This is a genomic window from Pseudomonas sp. NFACC13-1 (genome assembly GCF_900104425.1).
Classification (GTDB): Bacteria; Pseudomonadota; Gammaproteobacteria; order Pseudomonadales; family Pseudomonadaceae; genus Aquipseudomonas; species Aquipseudomonas fluorescens_AA.
Genome location: NZ_FMXV01000021.1, coordinates 104,152 through 122,193 on the forward strand (window position 1 = coordinate 104,152; position 18,042 = coordinate 122,193).

The window sequence follows — 18,042 nt, forward strand, 5'->3', positions numbered from 1 at the left end:
TCAGTGTTTCAAAATGAAAAAGGGCGCCATCAGGCGCCCTTCTTCAGTTGCGATGCATCAGTTTTGCAGCGCGGGTTGCTGCTGCGCACCGTTGATCGGGATGCGCTTGGCTTTCGCCTCTTCCGGAACCACTCGCAACAGGTCGATGCTCAACAGACCGTTACGCAGGCCGGCGGACTTGATCTCGATATGATCGGCCAACCGGAAGGACAGCTTGAACGCACGCTGGGCAATGCCCTGGTGCAGGAAGGTGACGCTGTCGTTGCTGGCTTCACGCTTGCCGCCACTGATGGTCAGCACACCTTTTTCCACTTGCAGGTCCAGGTCTTCTTCCTGGAACCCGGCGGCGGCGACCACGATGCGGTACTCGTCATCACCATGTTTTTCCACGTTGTAGGGTGGATAGCTGCTGCCTGGTTCGTTGCGCAGGGCGCTTTCGAACAGATCGTTGAAGCGATCGAAGCCCACCGAGGAACGGAACAAAGGGGCCAGCGAAAATGCAGTACTCATGATTCAAATCTCCTGAAAAATTCAGCAAGTTTTTTTGTCTCCGCGACCCGAATTCGGCATCGCGTAACCCCTATCTAGGGTCCACCAAAAACTTTTCAAGAGGTTTTTTCGAATTTTTTTCAGGCCGCTTCGGTGCGCCGCACACCCAATACATGACCCACCGCGTCCAGGTCGGTTTCCCGGCGCAGCGCGGTAAACAACTCCACCGCTTCGGGGTAATTGCGGGTCAGCATCGCCAGCCACTGCTTCAACCGGCCCGGGGCCTGGCGCGGCGTCAACTGTTCGACCACCTGCTGCCAAAAGTCATGGAGCATCGGCTGCAACTCGGCCCAGGACATCTCGACCACGTCCTCGCCAGCCCGGGCGGCAGCGATCTGCCGGGCCAGGTCAGGGCGGGAAACGAGACCGCGACCGAGCATGATGTCTTCGACACCGCTGATTTCGCGGCAACGGCGCCAATCCTCCACGCTCCAGATATCGCCATTGGCGAACACCGGCACCTTGACCACTTCCTGCACGCGGGGGATCCACTCCCAATGGGCCGGAGGCTTGTAGCCATCGACCTTGGTCCGCGCATGCACCACGATGTGCGCCGCGCCGCCTTCGGCCAACGCCGTGGCACAGACCAGGGCGCCGTCCGGGCTATCGAAACCCAGGCGCATCTTGGCGGTGACGGGAATGTGTTTCGGCACCGCGCGGCGCACGTGTTCGACGATTTCGTTGAGCAGTTCCGGTTCCTTGAGCAACACAGCCCCGCCCCGGGACTTGTTCACGGTCTTGGCCGGGCAACCGAAATTGAGGTCGATCACCTCCGAGCCCAACTCGCACGCCAACGCCGCGTTTTCCGCCAGGCACACCGGATCGGAGCCGAGCAACTGTACTCGCAACGGCACGCCGGCAGCGGTCTGGGCACCGCTCAACAGCTCAGGGGCGAGCTTATGGAAATAGGCCGGCGTGAGCAGACGATCGTTGACGCGGATGAACTCGGTGACACACCAGTCGATACCGCCAACACGGGTCAGGACGTCCCGCAGGATGTTGTCGACCAACCCCTCCATGGGCGCCAGGGCAATTTGCATGGAAACACACACTCAACGAAAAAACGTGTGGCAGTTTACCGGATTTTGCCCATGACATCGGAATTCACCACCAATCCCTGTGGGAGCTGAGCTTGCTCGCGATGACGGTGGGTCAGCTTGCGCAAATGTTGAATGCAGCGCCGCTATCGCGAGCAAGCTCGCTCCCACATGGGTTCCAGGGTATTCATGGAACTGAAGTCCACCACCAAACCCTGTGGGAGCTGAGCTTGCTCGCAATGACGGTGGGTCAGTCCACGAGGGTGCCGGACGGTTCCAGGGCGGGGCCATACCCCTCGATGAATTCCTGCGGCATGCGCTTGGGCCGGCCAGTGGACAGTTCGATGCAGACGAAAGTGGTCTGGGCCCGCAGCAACGTGGCGTTGTCGCTGGGACGGACCAGCTGGAAATGCCGGGTCATTTTCAGGCGCTGGTCCCAGTCGACGATCCAGGTCGCCAATTGCAGTTCGTCGCCTTCATAGGCGGCCGCCAGGTAATCGATTTCATGCCGCACCACCGCCATGGCCCGGTCCAGGCGTCGATACTCCACCAGATCCAGGCCCAGGCGCTGGGAGTGGCGCCAGGCACAGCGCTCGAGCCAGGTGACGTATACCGCGTTGTTGGCGTGGCCCAGCCCGTCGATGTCTTCGGCATTGACCTGAAGATCAATGATGAATGGCGTTGCCCGATCCCAGCCCATGACCCTCTCCCGGTCGAATTTGGATGGGGCAGTGTAACGGATCCGAGCTCGACCGCCATCGCGGGCAAGCCTTGCTTCCACCGCTCAGGCCGATTGCCGGGCTTGCAGGCTGCGACCGGCCAACAGCGATAACACCCCATCAATGACCCGAGGATCGGCCAGCACCCGCTGATGCCCGCCCTGTGGCAGTCGCAGCAGCCGACTGTCGAACCAGGCCTCATGAATCAATTGCGACTCCTTGACCGAGACCGATGTGTCGTCCTCGGCATGGACGATCAACCCCGGCACGTCCAGCTGGTAATGCGCCACGTCCATCTTCGAGGCAGGCATGCCCACGTCGCTTTCCACCTGGCGAATGAAGGCCGAACGCGCCTTGGGCGGCAGGCCCATCATCCGGGAGAAACCGCGCAGCACCCCAAGAATGCGAGCGGGCGCGGCGATGCTGACCAGCGTTTCGGTACGCAACCCCAACTGAACCGCCAGCATGGCGCTGGCACCCCCCATGGAATGCCCGATCACCGCCTGCAACGGCGGCAGCTCGGCGGCGGCTTCGAGCATGGCCCTGGCGAACAACAGGACATTCGCCTCGCGCCCCGGCGACCGACCGTGGGCCGGACCGTCCAACGCCACGACCATGTAACCAGCGCCCACCAGAGCCGTGATCAGCGCCGCGAACTGGGTCGGCCGCCCTTCCCAACCGTGCATCAACAAGACCACCGGGCCTTTGCCCCAGCGCAAGGCCGAGAGACCGAAACGCAAGGTGATACGCTCGGACGTTGCCAGCAACGGCAGTTCCCAATCCCGCGGCGGCAAGTTTCGAGGGCGCATGAACAGCGAACGCATCTGCTTCGCCACCAGGCGCGGAGCCACCCAGCCAAGCGTGCCATTGACACTACGTACCCAGCTCAACCTGTCCATCGCTCATCTCCAGGGCTCGCGCCTCAGCTCAACGCACCGCCGTCTTGGCGGCGCGCAGCAAACGATCCGATAACTCTCCCGGGCCCAATGCCCGCGCCAGGGCCAGGCCACCGACCATCAAGGCGATGTCGGCCAGGGCCTTGTCGGCGTCCTCCGGGCTGGCCGCCAATTGCGCGACCATCAATTCGATATGCTCATTGAGCACCTCACGAAACGCATCCGGCAGTCGCCCGAGTTCGCCCACCGACGCCGGAATCGGGCAGGCTTGCTCGGTGGAGTCGCGGTGCTTTCGGGACAGATAGAACGCGGCGACCAACGCCCGCAGCTCTTCGCCTGTCAGCTCACCGTCCATATCGGCGATCAAGCCGCGACGCCGATTGAGCAATTGCTTGAAAGCCTCCAGCATCAAGGCATCCTTGCTTTCGAAATGGGCGTAAAAGCCGCCCACCGTCAGCCCGGCCGCGCCCATCACCTCGCCCACGCTCGGCTCTGCCGGCCCACGCTGGATCAGCGCATCGCTGGCAGCCTTGAGAATGCGTTCACGGGTTTGTGCCTTTTTATCGCTCATCGTCGCCTCCGAATATTACGACTGAAATATTATACATATAATAATTTCCCGCAAGCGGAAATATTCACCGCTGGTCAGAAGACTTTTTCAAAGGATAAGGAAATTGGCCAAACGCCAGACAAACAAAAGGGCCATTCAAGAATTGAATGACCCTTATAAAATCCCGCAGAGCGGGTAATCGTGGCGTCCCCTAGGGGACTCGAACCCCTGTTACCGCCGTGAAAGGGCGGTGTCCTAGGCCACTAGACGAAGGGGACACAAACCTTCTGACTTGATCAGCGCTGAGAACTGATCGATTCAAGGCCGGTGTGGCCAGACCTTGAAGCTGTAATTGGTGGAGCTAGACGGGATCGAACCGTCGACCTCTTGCATGCCATGCAAGCGCTCTCCCAGCTGAGCTATAGCCCCGGATTTTTCGCCTCGCGGCGGAGCGACATCTTGCAACATCACTTCTGTAAAACTGGCGTCCCCTAGGGGACTCGAACCCCTGTTACCGCCGTGAAAGGGCGGTGTCCTAGGCCACTAGACGAAGGGGACGCAAACCCTTCTATACAACTGATCAACGCTGAGTGTTGATCGCTTCAAAGCCGGTGTGGCCAGGCCTTGAAGTGTAAATTGGTGGAGCTAGACGGGATCGAACCGTCGACCTCTTGCATGCCATGCAAGCGCTCTCCCAGCTGAGCTATAGCCCCTCATCGCTGAGGACGGGGCGAATCTTAAGGGCGTATCGGAGGTCTGTCAAATTTATTTTCAACAAATTTGAAAATTTTTTGCCGGGATAACAATCACTTACCACCCTCCCCAGTAAAACTGGGACTTCGCCTGTTTCGTAGGAGCTGACGAGCGAAGCGAGGCTGCGATCTTTTGATCTTTCGCTTGAGATTCAATTAGCTGGGGAAAGATCGCAGCCTCGCTTCGCTCGTCAGCTCCTATAGGGCCATCAGGCGATCGCGCCCAACAGTTTTTCCCACTCCTTGTTCTCCTTCTTCGACACGCCACCGAGCAGATCGATGGCCTGGCGCAGGCGGAAACGGGTCAGGTCCGGCCCGAGAATCTCCATCGCATCGAGCACCGACACCGAGCTGGCCTGGCCGGTAATGGCGGCGAACATCAGCGGCATGGCATCGCGCAGTTTCAACTCCAAGGATTCGACCACGGCCTGGATGGTCGCGGTGATGCTGTCCTTCTCCCACTGACGCAGGCTTTCGAGCTTCCACAGGATCAGTTGCATCAACTGGCGTACCTGGTCGCCGGAGAGCTTCTTGGACTCGAACAGCTTCACGTCCGGCGTCACGCCACCGGCAAAGAAGAAGCCGGCCAGCGGGGCGATCTGGCTGAAGGTCTCTACCCTGCCCTGCACATGGGGCGCGATTTTCATCATGTACTCAGGGTTCAACGCCCATTTCTGCACACGCGCGGCGAACTCTTCCACCGGCAGGTCCCGCAGCCACTGGCCGTTGAGCCACGACAGTTTCTCGATGTCGAAGATCGGCCCGCCCAGGGAGACCCGCGACAGGTCGAAATGCTCGACCATTTCCTGCAGCGAGAACTTCTCGCGCTCGTCCGGCATCGACCAGCCCATGCGCCCCAGGTAGTTGAGCATCGCCTCGGGCATGAAGCCCATGCGCTCGTAGAACGTCACCGAGGTCGGGTTCTTGCGCTTGGACAGCTTGCTCTTGTCCGGGTTACGCAGCAGCGGCATGTAGCACAGCTGTGGTTGTTCCCAGCCGAAGTATTCGTAGAGCAGGATCAGCTTCGGCGCCGACGGCAGCCACTCTTCACCGCGCAATACGTGGGTGATGCCCATCAGGTGATCATCGACCACGTTGGCCAGGAAGTACGTCGGCAGACCGTCGGTCTTCATCAGCACTTGCATGTCCATGCGATCCCACGGGATCTCGACATCGCCACGCAGCATGTCCGGCACCACGCAGACGCCTTCGCTCGGCACTTTCATGCGGATCACATGGGGCTCGCCGGCCGCCAGGCGACGGGCGACTTCTTCCTTGGACAGCAGCAGCGCCCGGCCGTCATAGCGCGGGGTTTCGCCGCGGGCCATTTGCTCGGCGCGCATCTGGTCCAGCTCTTCGGCGGTGCAGAAACACGGGAACGCATGCCCCATGTCCACCAACTGCTGGCAATACTGTTTGTAGATGTCGCCACGCTCGCTCTGGCGGTACGGACCGTGCGGGCCGCCGACGTCCGGGCCTTCGCTCCAGTCGATCCCCAACCAGCGCAAGGCATCGAAGATCTGCTGCTCGGACTCGCGGGTCGAACGCAACTGGTCGGTGTCCTCGATCCGCAGGATGAACTCGCCGCCATGCTGCTTGGCAAAGCAATAGTTGAACAAAGCGATGTAGGCGGTGCCGACATGGGGATCGCCAGTGGGCGAAGGCGCGATGCGGGTGCGGACGGTGGTCATGGCATGTCTCGGAAAGAATATAAAAGCGAAGATCAAACAGGGGGCGAATGGTAACAGGCGATGGCGGGCGGGCTCCAGTAACGGCGGGATTTGTGTGGCACCTGTTAGACCGAGTCGCCTTCAATCGCGAGCAGGCTCGCTCCCACAGGAGACCGCGTGCAGCCTGGACGACACGGTCAACTGTGGGAGCGAGCCTGCTCGCGATTAGGCCATCAAAGCCACTGCAAAACTCAAACAGTTAGCAACCGCTCCCGCAACTTGCCAATCTCATCACGCAATTGCGCCGCCGCTTCGAACTCCAGGTCCCGGGCCAGCTGGTACATTTTCTCTTCCAGTTGCCGGATGCGCTTGGTGATTTCGCTCGGAGAGCGCAGTTCGGCCTCGTAGCGGGCGCTCTCTTCGGCCGCCTTGGCCATGCCCTTGCGTTTTTTACTGCGCGAGCCTGGCACGGTGGCGCCTTCCATGATGTCGGCGACGTCCTTGAACACGCCCTTGGGGGTGATGCCATTGGCCAGGTTGAAGGCGATCTGCTTGTCACGACGGCGCTCGGTCTCGCCTATGGCCCGCTCCATGGAGCCGGTGATGCGGTCAGCGTACAGAATCGCCCGGCCATTCAGGTTACGCGCCGCGCGACCGATGGTCTGGATCAACGAGCGTTCGGAGCGCAGGAAACCTTCCTTGTCGGCGTCGAGAATCGCCACCAGCGACACTTCCGGCATGTCCAGGCCTTCGCGCAGCAAGTTGATGCCCACCAGCACATCGAAGGTGCCCAGGCGCAGGTCGCGGATGATCTCGACCCGCTCCACCGTGTCGATGTCCGAGTGCAGGTAACGCACCCGCACGCCATGGTCGGCCAGGTAATCGGTGAGGTCTTCGGCCATGCGCTTGGTCAGCGTGGTGACCAGCACCCGCTCCTCCACGGCCACGCGCTTGCTGATTTCCGAGAGCAGGTCGTCCACTTGAGTCAACGCCGGACGCACCTCGACTTGCGGGTCCACCAGCCCGGTCGGTCGCACCACTTGCTCGACCACCCGCCCGGCATGCTCGGCCTCGTAGTTGCCAGGGGTGGCCGAGACAAAAATCGTCTGCGGGCTCACGCTTTCCCATTCGTCGAAGCGCATCGGCCGGTTATCCAGCGCCGAGGGCAGGCGGAAGCCGTATTCCACCAGGGTTTCCTTGCGCGAACGGTCGCCTTTGTACATGGCGCCGACCTGGGGCACGCTGACGTGGGATTCGTCGATCACCAGCAAGGCATCGGCCGGCAGATAGTCATACAAGGTCGGCGGCGGCGCACCCGCCGGACGGCCCGACAGGTAGCGCGAATAGTTTTCGATGCCGTTGCAGTAGCCCAGCTCCAGGATCATCTCCAGGTCGAACCGGGTCCGTTGCTCCAGACGCTGGGCTTCCACCAGTTTGTTGTTCGAACGCAGGTACTCCAGGCGTTCCTGCAACTCGGCCTTGATCCCTTCGATGGCGTCCAGCAAAGTTTCCCGGGGCGTCACGTAGTGGCTCTTGGGGTAGAAGGTGAAGCGTGGCAACTTGCGGATCACTTCGCCGGTCAGCGGATCGAACGCCGAGAGACTCTCCACTTCATCGTCGAACAGCTCGATGCGGATCGCTTCCAGGTCCGACTCCGCCGGGTAGATATCGATCACATCGCCCCGCACCCGGAAGGTCGCCCGGGCAAAATCCATGTCGTTGCGGGTGTACTGCAAGTCCGCCAGGCGCCGCAGCAAGGCGCGCTGGTCGAGTTTGTCGCCGCGATCCACGTGCAGCACCATCTTCAGGTAGGTTTCCGGGCTGCCCAAGCCGTAGATGCACGAAACCGTGGTGACGATGATCGCGTCCTTGCGCTCGAGCAGCGCCTTGGTCGCCGACAGGCGCATCTGTTCGATGTGGTCGTTGATCGAGGCGTCCTTCTCAATGAAGGTGTCCGACGACGGCACGTAGGCCTCGGGCTGGTAGTAGTCGTAATAGGAAACGAAGTACTCCACGGCGTTGTTCGGGAAAAACGCCTTGAACTCACCGTACAGCTGCGCCGCCAGGGTCTTGTTCGGTGCCAGGACCAGGGTCGGGCGCTGCACCTGGGCGATCACGTTGGCGATGCTGAAGGTCTTGCCCGAGCCGGTCACACCGAGCAACGTCTGGTGCGCCAGCCCGGCCTCGATGCCTTCGACCATCAGGCGGATGGCTTCCGGCTGATCGCCGGCGGGCTGGAAGCGGGTGACTAGCTGGAATTCAGACATGACATAACCTCTGGATTCACCCCTGTCGGCCAGCCGACAGGAACGAGAAAGACCGAAACGACGGGTGTCGCCCGAGGAAAAAGCTGGGATGCACACAATGTGGAGGTGAATGCCTTCGCTTTCAAGACGAACGTCCTACACGCCTTGAAGACTTTGACGCGGCCAGAAGACTAACGGTCGAAAAAAATCGAAAAAACTTAGCCTAAAAGCCGAATCGCCTGTCGCCGTGCCGGGTGATGGCCTCTATACTAGCTCCCCGTTTGTGCACCGCTCTAGTGCATTCGGCTGGAGCGTCACACGTCCCCTCATTCTCCATTCAGAGCCGCGCACTAATGAGCCTGTTTTCCGCTGTCGAATTGGCACCCCGCGACCCCATCCTGGGCCTCAACGAAGCTTTCAACGCCGACACCCGTACCAATAAGGTCAACCTGGGTGTGGGTGTTTACTGCAACGAGGAGGGGCGCATTCCACTCCTGCGCGCCGTGGTCGAGGCCGAGACGATTCGCGTGGCTCAGCACGTTTCCCGTGGCTACCTGCCAATCGACGGCATCGCCGCCTACGACCAGGCTGTGCAGACCCTGCTGTTCGGCAAGGATTCGCCGCTGATCGCCTCCGGTCGTGTCATCACCGCCCAGGCCGTGGGCGGCACTGGCGCACTGAAGATCGGTGCCGACTTCCTCAAGCAACTGCTGCCCGACGCGGTCGTGGCCATCAGCGACCCGAGCTGGGAGAACCACCGCGCCCTGTTCGAAACCGCCGGCTTCCCGGTGCAGAACTACCGCTACTACGATGCCGCCACCCACGACGTGAACCGCAGCGGCCTGCTGGAAGACCTCAACGCCCTGCCCGATCGCTCGATCGTTGTGCTGCACGCCTGCTGCCACAACCCGACCGGCGTGGACCTGACCCCGGAAGACTGGAAAAACGTGCTGGCCGTGGTCAAGGCCAAGAATCACGTACCGTTCCTGGACATGGCCTACCAAGGCTTTGGTGCCGGTATCGACGAAGATGCGGCGGCCGTGCGCCTGTTTGCCGAATCCGGGCTGACCTTCTTTGCCTCCAGCTCGTTCTCCAAGTCGTTCTCGCTGTACGGCGAGCGCGTCGGCGCCCTGTCGATCGTCAGCGAATCGAAAGAAGAAAGTGCCCGTGTGCTGTCCCAGGTCAAGCGCGTGATCCGCACCAACTACTCCAACCCGCCGACCCATGGCGCCAGCATCGTCGCCGCCGTGCTCAACAGCCCGGAGCTGCGGGCGCAGTGGGAAGCCGAACTGGCCGAAATGCGCCTGCGCATTCGCGGCATGCGCGACCAGATGGTCGACATGCTGGCCAAGGCCGCCCCGCAGCACGACTTCAGCTTCGTCGCCCGTCAGAGCGGGATGTTCTCCTACTCCGGCCTGACCGTTGAACAAGTGATGCGCCTGCGCAACGAGTTCGGCGTCTACGCGCTGGACACCGGCCGCATCTGCGTGGCCGCGCTGAACCAGAACAACATCGATGCGGTGACCAAGGCTATTGTCCAGGTGATCTGAAGGTCGTTGGGATGAAGAACGGGAAGCCATGGCTTCCCGTTTTTTTTGGCTGTCTAAACCTATGAAAACAGGCACACACCAAAACCTGTGGCGAGGGGATTTATCCCCGCTGGGTTGGGAAGCAGCCCCAAGGTGCTTGAAGTTATTAACCTGCTACATCCGTTGCTGATTTCAGGGCTGCTACGCAGCCCAGCGGGGATAAATCCCCTCGCCACAAAAAGCATCCAGCCCTGCATTTTCTATACAAGCAAATGCATCGCGACTACAACTCCGTCGCCCGCAGGCTCGCCGCATCCTCATAGATGACATACAACGACTCGGCCACCTGGCTCTTGATGGCCTTGGTGCTTTCCAGCCCCAGGACAAACCCCTCGGCCTTGCCGCCGGCACGGTTCAATTCTTCGGCCGTGCTCGCCTGGGTGATGGCGTCGTACAGTTTCTCGGCGTGAGGCCCCACACCCTTGGGCAAACTGATCTGAGCGGTGCTCACAAGCACACCTCGGCGCAACGGGCTGTGTGAAGTGGTAACAGGTAGTTCATGGCGCATACCTCAATGTCGGCGAATGGCCGGCAGCGCGTCCTGCCACTTCCGGGCGACCATGGTAGCCCTCTCCCGTCCTTGCGGTAACTGCCAATCGCTGATTGACCGTCAATGGGCACCGGGAATGCGCCATCCGCCAATAGACACTTGACTTCTCTTTTCCAATCAGTAACATACGCGCCATTCCGCGATAGCTCAGTTGGTAGAGCAAGTGACTGTTAATCACTGGGTCCCTGGTTCGAGTCCAGGTCGTGGAGCCAGACAGCAACATCAAAAAGCCCCTGGATCGAAAGATCCAGGGGCTTTTTTTGTGGGCGAAAAACAGGTGGATGGCCATATAAGTCTGGCCGAGGTCGCTGTCGGAACAATAATCCGGCGCCAAAAAGACAACATGGTCCGGATCCTGCTTTGTTTTTCCGACAACCCAAGCTGTCACGTGAGCGTCATGACAGGGCCGCAAACTGGCACTGTCCGCCAACAACAGCTTCAAAACAACAAGGACGAAGGTATGCCCACACAAAACCCCCATCGCATTGTCGGCCTGTGCACCTCCAGCAAGGTGTACAACGTACTGACCGAACTCAAGCAACTGGAAGGCCACCGCAGCGCCAAGTTTCTTTCCCTGCTGGCGGAAAACCTGGTCCGCAAGGGCCTGCTCAACGAGCAGGAAGTGGTGCACATGCTCGATCTGGTCGTCGATTGAGCGGCATCGATTCCTACTATTGAGCCAGTTGATTTTCCGTCCTTCCCCCTGAGCCGTAAGGTAACCCCATCGATTGATGGAGGTTTCCCATGCCCAAGGTTCAAATCATGTCTGTCATTGGCAGCGCCGTCCCCGCCCCACTGCGGGAACTCGGACTGCTGGCCTGCTGGTACCTGGTGCAGGACGGCGTGACCATCAGCGGCCCGCTGACTTCGCTGCCCGCCGCCCAGGCGCTGTCGCAACGCATCGGGCCCTACCTGCTGAGCGCCTAGGGCAACTGCACACGCGGCGTGCTTTCGACGAACAAGGCCCAACAGGACATGAACAGCGCGGCGATCAGCGGCCCGATCACGAAGCCGTTCAGCCCGAACACCGCCAGCCCACCCAGGGTCGAAACCAGCACCATGTAGTCGGGCATCTTCGTGTCCTTGCCCACCAGGATCGGCCGCAGGAAATTGTCCACCAGGCCAATCACGAACACCCCGAACAGCATCAATACCACGCCCTGCCAGATCGCCCCCGAGAGCAGGAAGTACACCGCCACCGGTGCCCAGACGAGGCCCGCCCCCACGGCCGGCAACAACGACAGGAATGCCATCAGCACCGCCCAGGGCAACACGGTCGGGATCCCCAGGATCCAGAAAATCAGCCCACCCAGCGCACCTTGGCTGATGGCGACCAACAGGTTGCCTTTCACCGTGGCCCGTACCACCCGGTTGAACTTCAACTGCAGGCGGCGCTTTTGGTGTTCTGCCAAGGGAACGGCCATGCGCACCTTGCGCACCAGCTCCGCGCCATCGCGCAGAAAGAAGAACAGCAGATAGATCATCACGAAGAAGCTGACCAGGAACTGAAAGGTGCCCTGGCCAAAACTGAAGGCCTGGGTGGCGAAGAACTCGCTGCCCTGCATCGCGCTCTTGACGATCTTGTCGCGCAAACCGTTCAGATTGCCCAGGCCGAAGCGGTCCAGCAGGTGCTGGAAGTACGGTGGCAAGGCATCCTTGAAGCGGGCCAGGTAGTCGGCAATGTCCAGCTCGCCGCTTTCCAGGCTCTTGTACAGCGCCGCGCCTTCCTGGACCAACAACGTACTGATGATGATCACCGGCAAGATCGCGCAGACCACACAGACACTCAACGTGGCCAGCGAGGTGACATTGCGGTGCCAGCCGAACTTCACCTGCAGGCGGCGCTGCATCGGCGCAAAGACGATACCCAGGATCACCGCCCAGAACACCGCGCCGTAAAACGGCAGCAGAATCCAGATGAAGGCGACCGTGACCAGCACCAGGAGCAACATCTGGGCTTTGTTTTGCAACATCTTTCGATTCATCAGCTTTCCATGTCCAAAGGCGGGATACACATTAGTCCGCCAGGACTCGCCGGAGTGCCTTCACGTTTGCGCTGCGCATTGATCCAGATCAAAAAGACCCGGCCGGCCCTGGCGTACCCTCCCCGCTTTTTGCGACCTGACCCCACCATGACCTTCGCCGCCCCCGAACTGCTGGCGCCCGCCGGCACCCTGAAAAACATGCGCTATGCCTTCGCCTACGGTGCCGATGCGGTGTACGCCGGCCAGCCGCGCTACAGCCTGCGGGTGCGCAACAACGAATTCGACCACGCGAACCTGGCCTTGGGCATTGCCGAGGCCCAGGCCATGGGCAAGCGCTTCTACGTAGTGGTGAATATCGCGCCGCACAACGCCAAGCTGCGCACGTTCCTCAAGGACCTGGAGCCGGTGATCGCCATGGCGCCGGACGCGCTGATCATGTCCGACCCGGGGTTGATCATGCTGGTTCGCCGGCATTTTCCACAGATGCCCATTCACCTGTCGGTACAGGCCAATACGGTGAACTGGGCGAGCGTCGAGTTCTGGCAGCAGCAGGGTTTGAGCCGGATCATCTTGTCCCGGGAATTGTCCCTGGAGGAAATCGCCGAGATCCGCGAGCAGGTACCGGCCATGGAGCTGGAAGTGTTCGTCCACGGGGCGCTGTGCATGGCCTACTCCGGGCGCTGCCTGCTCTCGGGCTATATGAACAAGCGTGATGCCAACCAGGGCAGTTGCACCAATGCCTGTCGCTGGAAATACTCGGCGCAACCGGCGGTGGAAAACGCCGCGGGCGACATTGTGCAAAGCTATCAACCCGAACCGACCCTGGGCCTCGGCGCGCCCACCGACCAGGTGTTCCTGCTCCAGGAGGCGAACCGCCCCGAGGATTTGATGCCAGCCTTCGAGGACGAGCACGGCACCTACATCATGAATGCCAAGGACCTGCGGGCCGTGCAACACGTCGAGCGCCTGGCGCGCATGGGTGTGCATTCGTTGAAGATCGAAGGCCGGACCAAGTCGCACTTCTATTGCGCGCGCACCACCCAAGTGTATCGCCGGGCCATCGATGACGCGGTGGCCGGCCGGGAATTCGATCGCAGCCTGATGACCGACCTGGAGTCCCTGGCCCAGCGCGGCTACACCGAAGGTTTTCTGAGGCGCCACGTGCACGACGAGTACCAGAACTACCAGAACGGCAGCTCGGTGTCGGAGCGCCAGCAGTTCGTCGGCGAACTGACCGGCGAGCGGCGCGAACGCCTGGCCGAAGTACGGGTCAAGAACCGCTTCGGCCTGGGGGATCACATGGAACTGATGACCCCCAAGGGCAACTTTCACTTCGACCTGCATCAATTGCAGGACATCAACGGCAAAAGCATCGAGGTGGCACCGGGGGATGGACACGTGGTGTACCTGCCGATCCCGGACGCGGTGGACTTGCGGTTTGGGTTGTTGATGCGCGATGTGCGTGAGCCGTAGCACTGGCGCTGATCCAGGTACCGCAGAACAACTGTGGGAGCGAGCTTGCTCGCGATAGCGTCAGATCAGCCAATATTCATTTGACTGACACACCGCTATCGCGAGCAAGCTCGCTCCCACAGGGTTTTGTTGTGTTTGCGCCTGTTGATCCCGACAGGAACTGCCGAAGGCTGCGATCCTTCTTTCTCGATAAGACCCGGTTGCCCAGGTGAAAACATCTGGATCGAGAGCAAAAGATCGCAGCCTTCGGCAGCTCCTGCTGCGATGGGATCAGATCCGGAACTGCCCCACCAGTTTGCCCAGGCGCTGGCCCAGGTCAGCCAGGCTGCGGGAGGTCTGGGCGCCGAGCTGGGTTTCGTCGGCGACGCTGTCCACCGCCACGGCGATCTGATGCACGCTGCGGTTGATTTCCTCGGCCACGGCGGTCTGCTCTTCAGCCGCGCTGGCGATCTGCGCGTTCATCGAGTTGATGGTGCCGATCAACTGCGCCATGGTGTCCAGGGACGCCCCGGCTTCGTTGGCCTGCGCCGAGGTGCCGTCGCCCGCTTCGCTGGAGCGACGCATGGCCTCCACCGCGGCGTGGGTGCCCGATTGCAGGCGGTCGATCATGCCCTGGATTTCCTGGGTGCTCTGCTGGGTCCGGCTGGCCAGGGCCCGCACTTCATCGGCCACCACCGCGAACCCACGCCCTGCCTCGCCGGCACGCGCGGCCTCGATGGCGGCGTTGAGGGCCAGCAGGTTGGTCTGCTCGGCAATCGAACGAATCACCCCGAGCACACTGACGATCGAGGCCACGTCCTGCTGCAGGCTGTCCAGGGACACGCCGCTGCTGCGGATATCGTTCACCAACGCATGAATCTGCTGGATGCTGCCGGCCACCACGCGCTTGGCCGATTGTCCTTCCTCGTCGGTCTGCTGGGCCGCGACGGCGGCGCCCTGGGCACTGCGGGCGACTTCCTGGGCAGCCGAGGACATCTCGTTGATCGCCGTGGCGACCTGATCGGTTTCGTGGCGCTGGCGTTCCATGGCCTGCTCGGAGCGCTGGGCCTGCTCGGAGACTTGCGTCACCAGCCCGGTCAGTTGCGAGGTCATGTCGGTGATCTGCCGCACCAGGCCGTGGATCTTGTCGACGAAGCGGTTGAACGAACCGGCCAGTTGGCCGAGCTCGTCCTGGCTGGTGATGGTCAGCCGACGGGTCAGGTCGCCCTCGCCCGCGGCGATGTCGTCGAGGTTGTCCTTCATCAGGTGCAGGGGACGCAGGATCGTGTTGGCCAGCAACAGGCCCACGACCGCGATCACCAGCAACACCACGGCGGCGATCCCGACAATGCTCAATATCACACCTTGTACACGATCGTGGACCTTGGCTTCCACCAGGGCCACCTGGCCTTCGATGCCGTCCAGGTTGACCGAGCTGCCGACGGCCATGTCCCACTTGGACAGGTACTCGGTGTAGCCGAGCTTGGGCACCAGGTCCTGGCTGCCGGGCAGTGGCGAGCTGTATTCCAGATAATGCGTTCCGTCCTTGGCGACTTTCACCAGGTCGCGGTTGACGTAGACACCGTTCGGGTCGCGGTTGTCCTTGAAACTCTTGCCCACGCCATCGGGGCTGTTGGCCTTGAACAGACGAATGGTCTCGGAGTCGTAGCCGAAGAAATAGCCGTCCTTGCCGTAGCTGATATTCGACAGCAGCTTGATCGCCTGGGCGCGCGCTTCGTTATCGCCAGGCGCAGCGGCATCGTAGAGCGGCTTGATGGCGGTCAGGCCCACTGCCACATAGTTCTGCAGCGTGGCCTTGGCCTCGCTGAGCAGGCGTTCGCGGGTCTGCTGGACCTCTTTGCTAGCTTGCTCCTTCAAGATGAAGGCCGTGGTGAGGCTGATGATCACGGCGGACAGCAATACCGGCAGTATCGCAAGGGACAGGACTTTAGCCTTCAGGCTCAGGCGCATGCTGTTCACTCTTGTAGGTGTTATTGGCGTGGTTAGCTGTATTAACGGCACCGCACGGCAAAACTGTAGGACAAGGTGAGCGGTCCGTTGGCTGGGTCGCTGAGTTTCAAGGGCCTCATCGCGAGCAGGCTCGCTCCCACAGGGTTCGGCGGTGTCCACAATGCTTGTGTTCACACCGATCCACTGTGGGAGCGAGCCTGCTCGCGATTGAAGCGATTGGGTCTTGAGGCTACAACACCATCGCCGCCACCCAACCAAACGCCAGCAACGGCAGGTTGTAGTGGATGAAGGTCGGAACCACGGTGTCCCAGATGTGATGGTGCTGGCCGTCGATGTTCAGGCCGGAGGTCGGGCCCAGGGTCGAGTCCGAGGCTGGCGAGCCGGCATCGCCCAGGGCGCCGGCGGTGCCGACGATGCAGACGATCGCCAGCGGGCTGAAGCCCAGTTGCAGGCACAATGGCACGAAAATCGTCGCCAGGATCGGCACCGTGGAAAACGACGAGCCGATGCCCATGGTCACCAGCAATCCCACCAGCAGCATCAGCAGCGCGCCGACGCCCTTGTTGTGGCCGATCCAGGCTGCCGAGGTTTCCACCAGGCTCTGGACTTCACCGGTGGCTTTCATTACTTCGGCAAAGCCCGAGGCGGCGATCATGATGAAGCCGATCATCGCCATCATCTTCATGCCTTCGGTGAACAGGTCGTCAGTCTCGCGCCAGCGCACCACACCCGATACCGAGAAAATCAGGAAGCCGACCAGGGCGCCAATGATCATCGAGTCGACCAGGAGCTGGATGGCGAACGCCGCGACAATCGCCAGCCCCGCCACCAGCAGGGTCATGGGGTTGTAGCGCACCGCCACCTGCTCGACCCGAGCGATCCTCTTCAGGTCGTAGACGCGTTTCTTGCGGTAGCTGAACAACGACAACAGCAGGCCAAACACCATGCCCAACGCCGGAATGCCCATGGCATGGGTGACGTTGATACCACTGACATCCACGCCGCTGCGAGCGATGTTGGCCAGCAGGATTTCGTTGAGGAAGATATTGCCGAAGCCCACCGGCAGGAACATGTAGGGCGTGATCAGGCCGAAGGTCATGACGCAGGCGATCAACCGGCGGTCCAGCTGCAACTTGGTCAGCACATAGAGCAGCGGCGGCACCAGCAGCGGAATGAAAGCGATATGGATCGGCAGAATGTTCTGGGAGGCGACCGCGACCGTTCCCAGCAGACCGATCAGCACCCATTTGACGCCCGTGCCGCCGGCGGTGTCCTGGCGATCCACCAGGGCCAGGGCTTTGTCCGCCAGGGCGTGGGCCATGCCGGACTTGGCAATCGCCACGGCGAAAGCGCCGAGCAAGGCATAGGACAGCGCCACCGTCGCACCGCCACCCAGGCCGGCATTGAACGCCTTGAGCGTTGCCTCGATCCCCAGGCCACCCGTCAGCCCCCCCACCAACGCGCCGATAATCAGCGCGATCACCACATGCACGCGGGACAGGCTGAGCACCAGCATGACGCCAACCGCGGCAATTACTGCATTTATCATCGTTACCTCAAAGCACAGCGATGGAAAGCCACCGGACAAAAAGGTCGCGACTTTGCAGCAAGCGGCGGCAAGCTGCAAGGGCCGTGGGGCGGGTTTTCAAGTCTCGCCATATTGACTACCACCACCGCCCCACCCTTGTGGGAGCGAGCTTGCTCGCGATAGCAATCTTTCGATAGCTATCCATGTGGCTGAACTGACGCCATCGCGAGCAAGCTGAACTGGCCTAATGATTTTGGACACTTCAATCGGGCGCTATGATGGCGCCCAAATCTGAGGTGTTTTTGGTTATGCGTAAATCTTACTCCAGTGAGTTCAAACTCAAAGCGGCCAGCATGGTGCTGGACGAGGGACAGTCGGTTCCCGAAGTCTGCGCCAGCCTGGATATTGGGCCCACGGCGCTTCGCCGCTGGGTCGATCAGGTTCGCAAGGAACGCTTGGGTTCGACCCCGGTGGGTACCAAGGCGATTACCGCTGATCAGCGTGAAATTCAGCAGCTCAAAGCGTTGCTCAGGCAAAAAGACCTGGAC

The 18,042-nt window shown here is 61.2% G+C and carries 16 protein-coding genes, 5 tRNA genes and 1 pseudogene; 6 read left to right on the forward strand and 16 right to left on the reverse strand.

Annotation, left to right across the window (positions count from 1 at the left end; translation table 11 throughout):
• Positions 1–57: 57 nt before the first annotated feature.
• From BLQ55_RS22940 to uvrB, 11 genes are all read right to left on the reverse strand, one after another.
• Entirely contained in the window at positions 58–510 is a 453-nt protein-coding gene (locus tag BLQ55_RS22940; protein WP_092203819.1) for an Hsp20 family protein, read from the reverse strand.
• A gap of 119 nt (positions 511–629) precedes the next feature.
• Entirely contained in the window at positions 630–1,589 is a 960-nt protein-coding gene (locus BLQ55_RS22945) for a tRNA dihydrouridine synthase (RefSeq protein WP_092257308.1), read from the reverse strand.
• Positions 1,590–1,836: 247 nt separating this feature from the next.
• The gene (locus tag BLQ55_RS22950) at positions 1,837–2,286 is read right to left on the reverse strand and encodes an acyl-CoA thioesterase (RefSeq protein WP_092257311.1); all 450 of its coding nucleotides are present in this window, start codon (positions 2,284–2,286) and stop codon (positions 1,837–1,839) included.
• 84 nt (positions 2,287–2,370) lie between these two features.
• Entirely contained in the window at positions 2,371–3,204 is an 834-nt protein-coding gene (locus tag BLQ55_RS22955; RefSeq protein ID WP_092203823.1) for an alpha/beta fold hydrolase, read from the reverse strand.
• A gap of 28 nt (positions 3,205–3,232) precedes the next feature.
• Positions 3,233–3,772, reverse strand: coding sequence for a TetR/AcrR family transcriptional regulator (locus BLQ55_RS22960; protein ID WP_092257314.1), 540 nt, complete (start codon positions 3,770–3,772; stop codon positions 3,233–3,235).
• 181 nt (positions 3,773–3,953) lie between these two features.
• Positions 3,954–4,029: transfer RNA gene (locus BLQ55_RS22965), tRNA-Glu, on the reverse strand.
• Positions 4,030–4,104: 75 nt separating this feature from the next.
• Positions 4,105–4,180, reverse strand: a tRNA-Ala gene (locus tag BLQ55_RS22970).
• Between the two features lie 53 nt (positions 4,181–4,233).
• Positions 4,234–4,309 (reverse strand) — tRNA-Glu (locus BLQ55_RS22975).
• A 79-nt stretch (positions 4,310–4,388) separates the two neighbouring features.
• Positions 4,389–4,464: transfer RNA gene (locus tag BLQ55_RS22980), tRNA-Ala, on the reverse strand.
• Between the two features lie 248 nt (positions 4,465–4,712).
• Positions 4,713–6,194 (reverse strand): glutamate--tRNA ligase, encoded by a 1,482-nt coding sequence (gene gltX / locus BLQ55_RS22985; protein ID WP_072407052.1) that lies wholly within the window; start codon positions 6,192–6,194, stop codon positions 4,713–4,715.
• Between the two features lie 230 nt (positions 6,195–6,424).
• On the reverse strand, positions 6,425–8,440 hold the full coding sequence (uvrB, locus tag BLQ55_RS22990; protein WP_092204166.1) for an excinuclease ABC subunit UvrB: 2,016 nt from the start codon (positions 8,438–8,440) through the stop codon (positions 6,425–6,427).
• 332 nt (positions 8,441–8,772) lie between these two features.
• On the opposite strand from uvrB, the gene BLQ55_RS22995 reads away from it, so the two are divergent.
• Complete coding sequence (locus BLQ55_RS22995; protein ID WP_092204167.1) at positions 8,773–9,969, forward strand: amino acid aminotransferase; 1,197 nt, start codon at positions 8,773–8,775, stop codon at positions 9,967–9,969.
• Positions 9,970–10,231: 262 nt separating this feature from the next.
• On the opposite strand, the gene BLQ55_RS23000 is transcribed toward BLQ55_RS22995, so the two are convergent.
• Positions 10,232–10,459: a hypothetical protein gene (locus BLQ55_RS23000; RefSeq protein WP_092257317.1), complete on the reverse strand. Its 228-nt coding sequence runs from the start codon at positions 10,457–10,459 to the stop codon at positions 10,232–10,234.
• Between the two features lie 235 nt (positions 10,460–10,694).
• Here BLQ55_RS23000 and BLQ55_RS23005 point away from each other — a divergent pair.
• The 3 genes from BLQ55_RS23005 (at position 10,695) to BLQ55_RS23015 (ending at position 11,485) form a co-directional block, all read left to right on the forward strand.
• A tRNA-Asn gene (locus BLQ55_RS23005) sits at positions 10,695–10,770 on the forward strand.
• A 248-nt stretch (positions 10,771–11,018) separates the two neighbouring features.
• Complete coding sequence (locus BLQ55_RS23010; RefSeq protein ID WP_003203896.1) at positions 11,019–11,213, forward strand: hypothetical protein; 195 nt, start codon at positions 11,019–11,021, stop codon at positions 11,211–11,213.
• A gap of 89 nt (positions 11,214–11,302) precedes the next feature.
• On the forward strand, positions 11,303–11,485 hold the full coding sequence (locus tag BLQ55_RS23015; RefSeq protein ID WP_003203898.1) for a hypothetical protein: 183 nt from the start codon (positions 11,303–11,305) through the stop codon (positions 11,483–11,485).
• Here BLQ55_RS23015 and BLQ55_RS23020 read toward each other — a convergent pair.
• Positions 11,482–12,543: an AI-2E family transporter gene (locus BLQ55_RS23020; RefSeq protein WP_092204169.1), complete on the reverse strand. Its 1,062-nt coding sequence runs from the start codon at positions 12,541–12,543 to the stop codon at positions 11,482–11,484. The two genes, BLQ55_RS23015 and BLQ55_RS23020, sit on opposite strands and share 4 nt — an antisense overlap.
• A 147-nt stretch (positions 12,544–12,690) precedes the next feature.
• On the opposite strand from BLQ55_RS23020, the gene yegQ reads away from it, so the two are divergent.
• Positions 12,691–14,016, forward strand: coding sequence for a prephenate-dependent tRNA uridine(34) hydroxylase TrhP (gene yegQ / locus BLQ55_RS23025; RefSeq protein WP_092257326.1), 1,326 nt, complete (start codon positions 12,691–12,693; stop codon positions 14,014–14,016).
• Positions 14,017–14,286: 270 nt separating this feature from the next.
• Here the strand turns inward: yegQ and BLQ55_RS32960 are convergent, their stop codons facing one another.
• The 3 genes and pseudogenes from BLQ55_RS32960 to BLQ55_RS23035 all read right to left on the reverse strand — a co-directional run bounded on the left by BLQ55_RS32960 (position 14,287) and on the right by BLQ55_RS23035 (position 17,512).
• On the reverse strand, positions 14,287–15,108 hold the full coding sequence (locus tag BLQ55_RS32960) for a methyl-accepting chemotaxis protein (protein ID WP_371128549.1): 822 nt from the start codon (positions 15,106–15,108) through the stop codon (positions 14,287–14,289).
• An 84-nt stretch (positions 15,109–15,192) separates the two neighbouring features.
• Positions 15,193–15,966 (reverse strand): annotated as a pseudogene (locus BLQ55_RS32965) (cache domain-containing protein); the annotation flags it as partial.
• A 229-nt stretch (positions 15,967–16,195) separates the two neighbouring features.
• The gene (locus BLQ55_RS23035; protein WP_176814240.1) at positions 16,196–17,512 is read right to left on the reverse strand and encodes a Na+/H+ antiporter family protein; all 1,317 of its coding nucleotides are present in this window, start codon (positions 17,510–17,512) and stop codon (positions 16,196–16,198) included.
• A gap of 290 nt (positions 17,513–17,802) precedes the next feature.
• On the opposite strand from BLQ55_RS23035, the gene BLQ55_RS23040 reads away from it, so the two are divergent.
• Positions 17,803–18,042 (forward strand): transposase (locus BLQ55_RS23040; protein WP_143011772.1); only part of this gene is annotated, 240 nt, incomplete at its 3' end.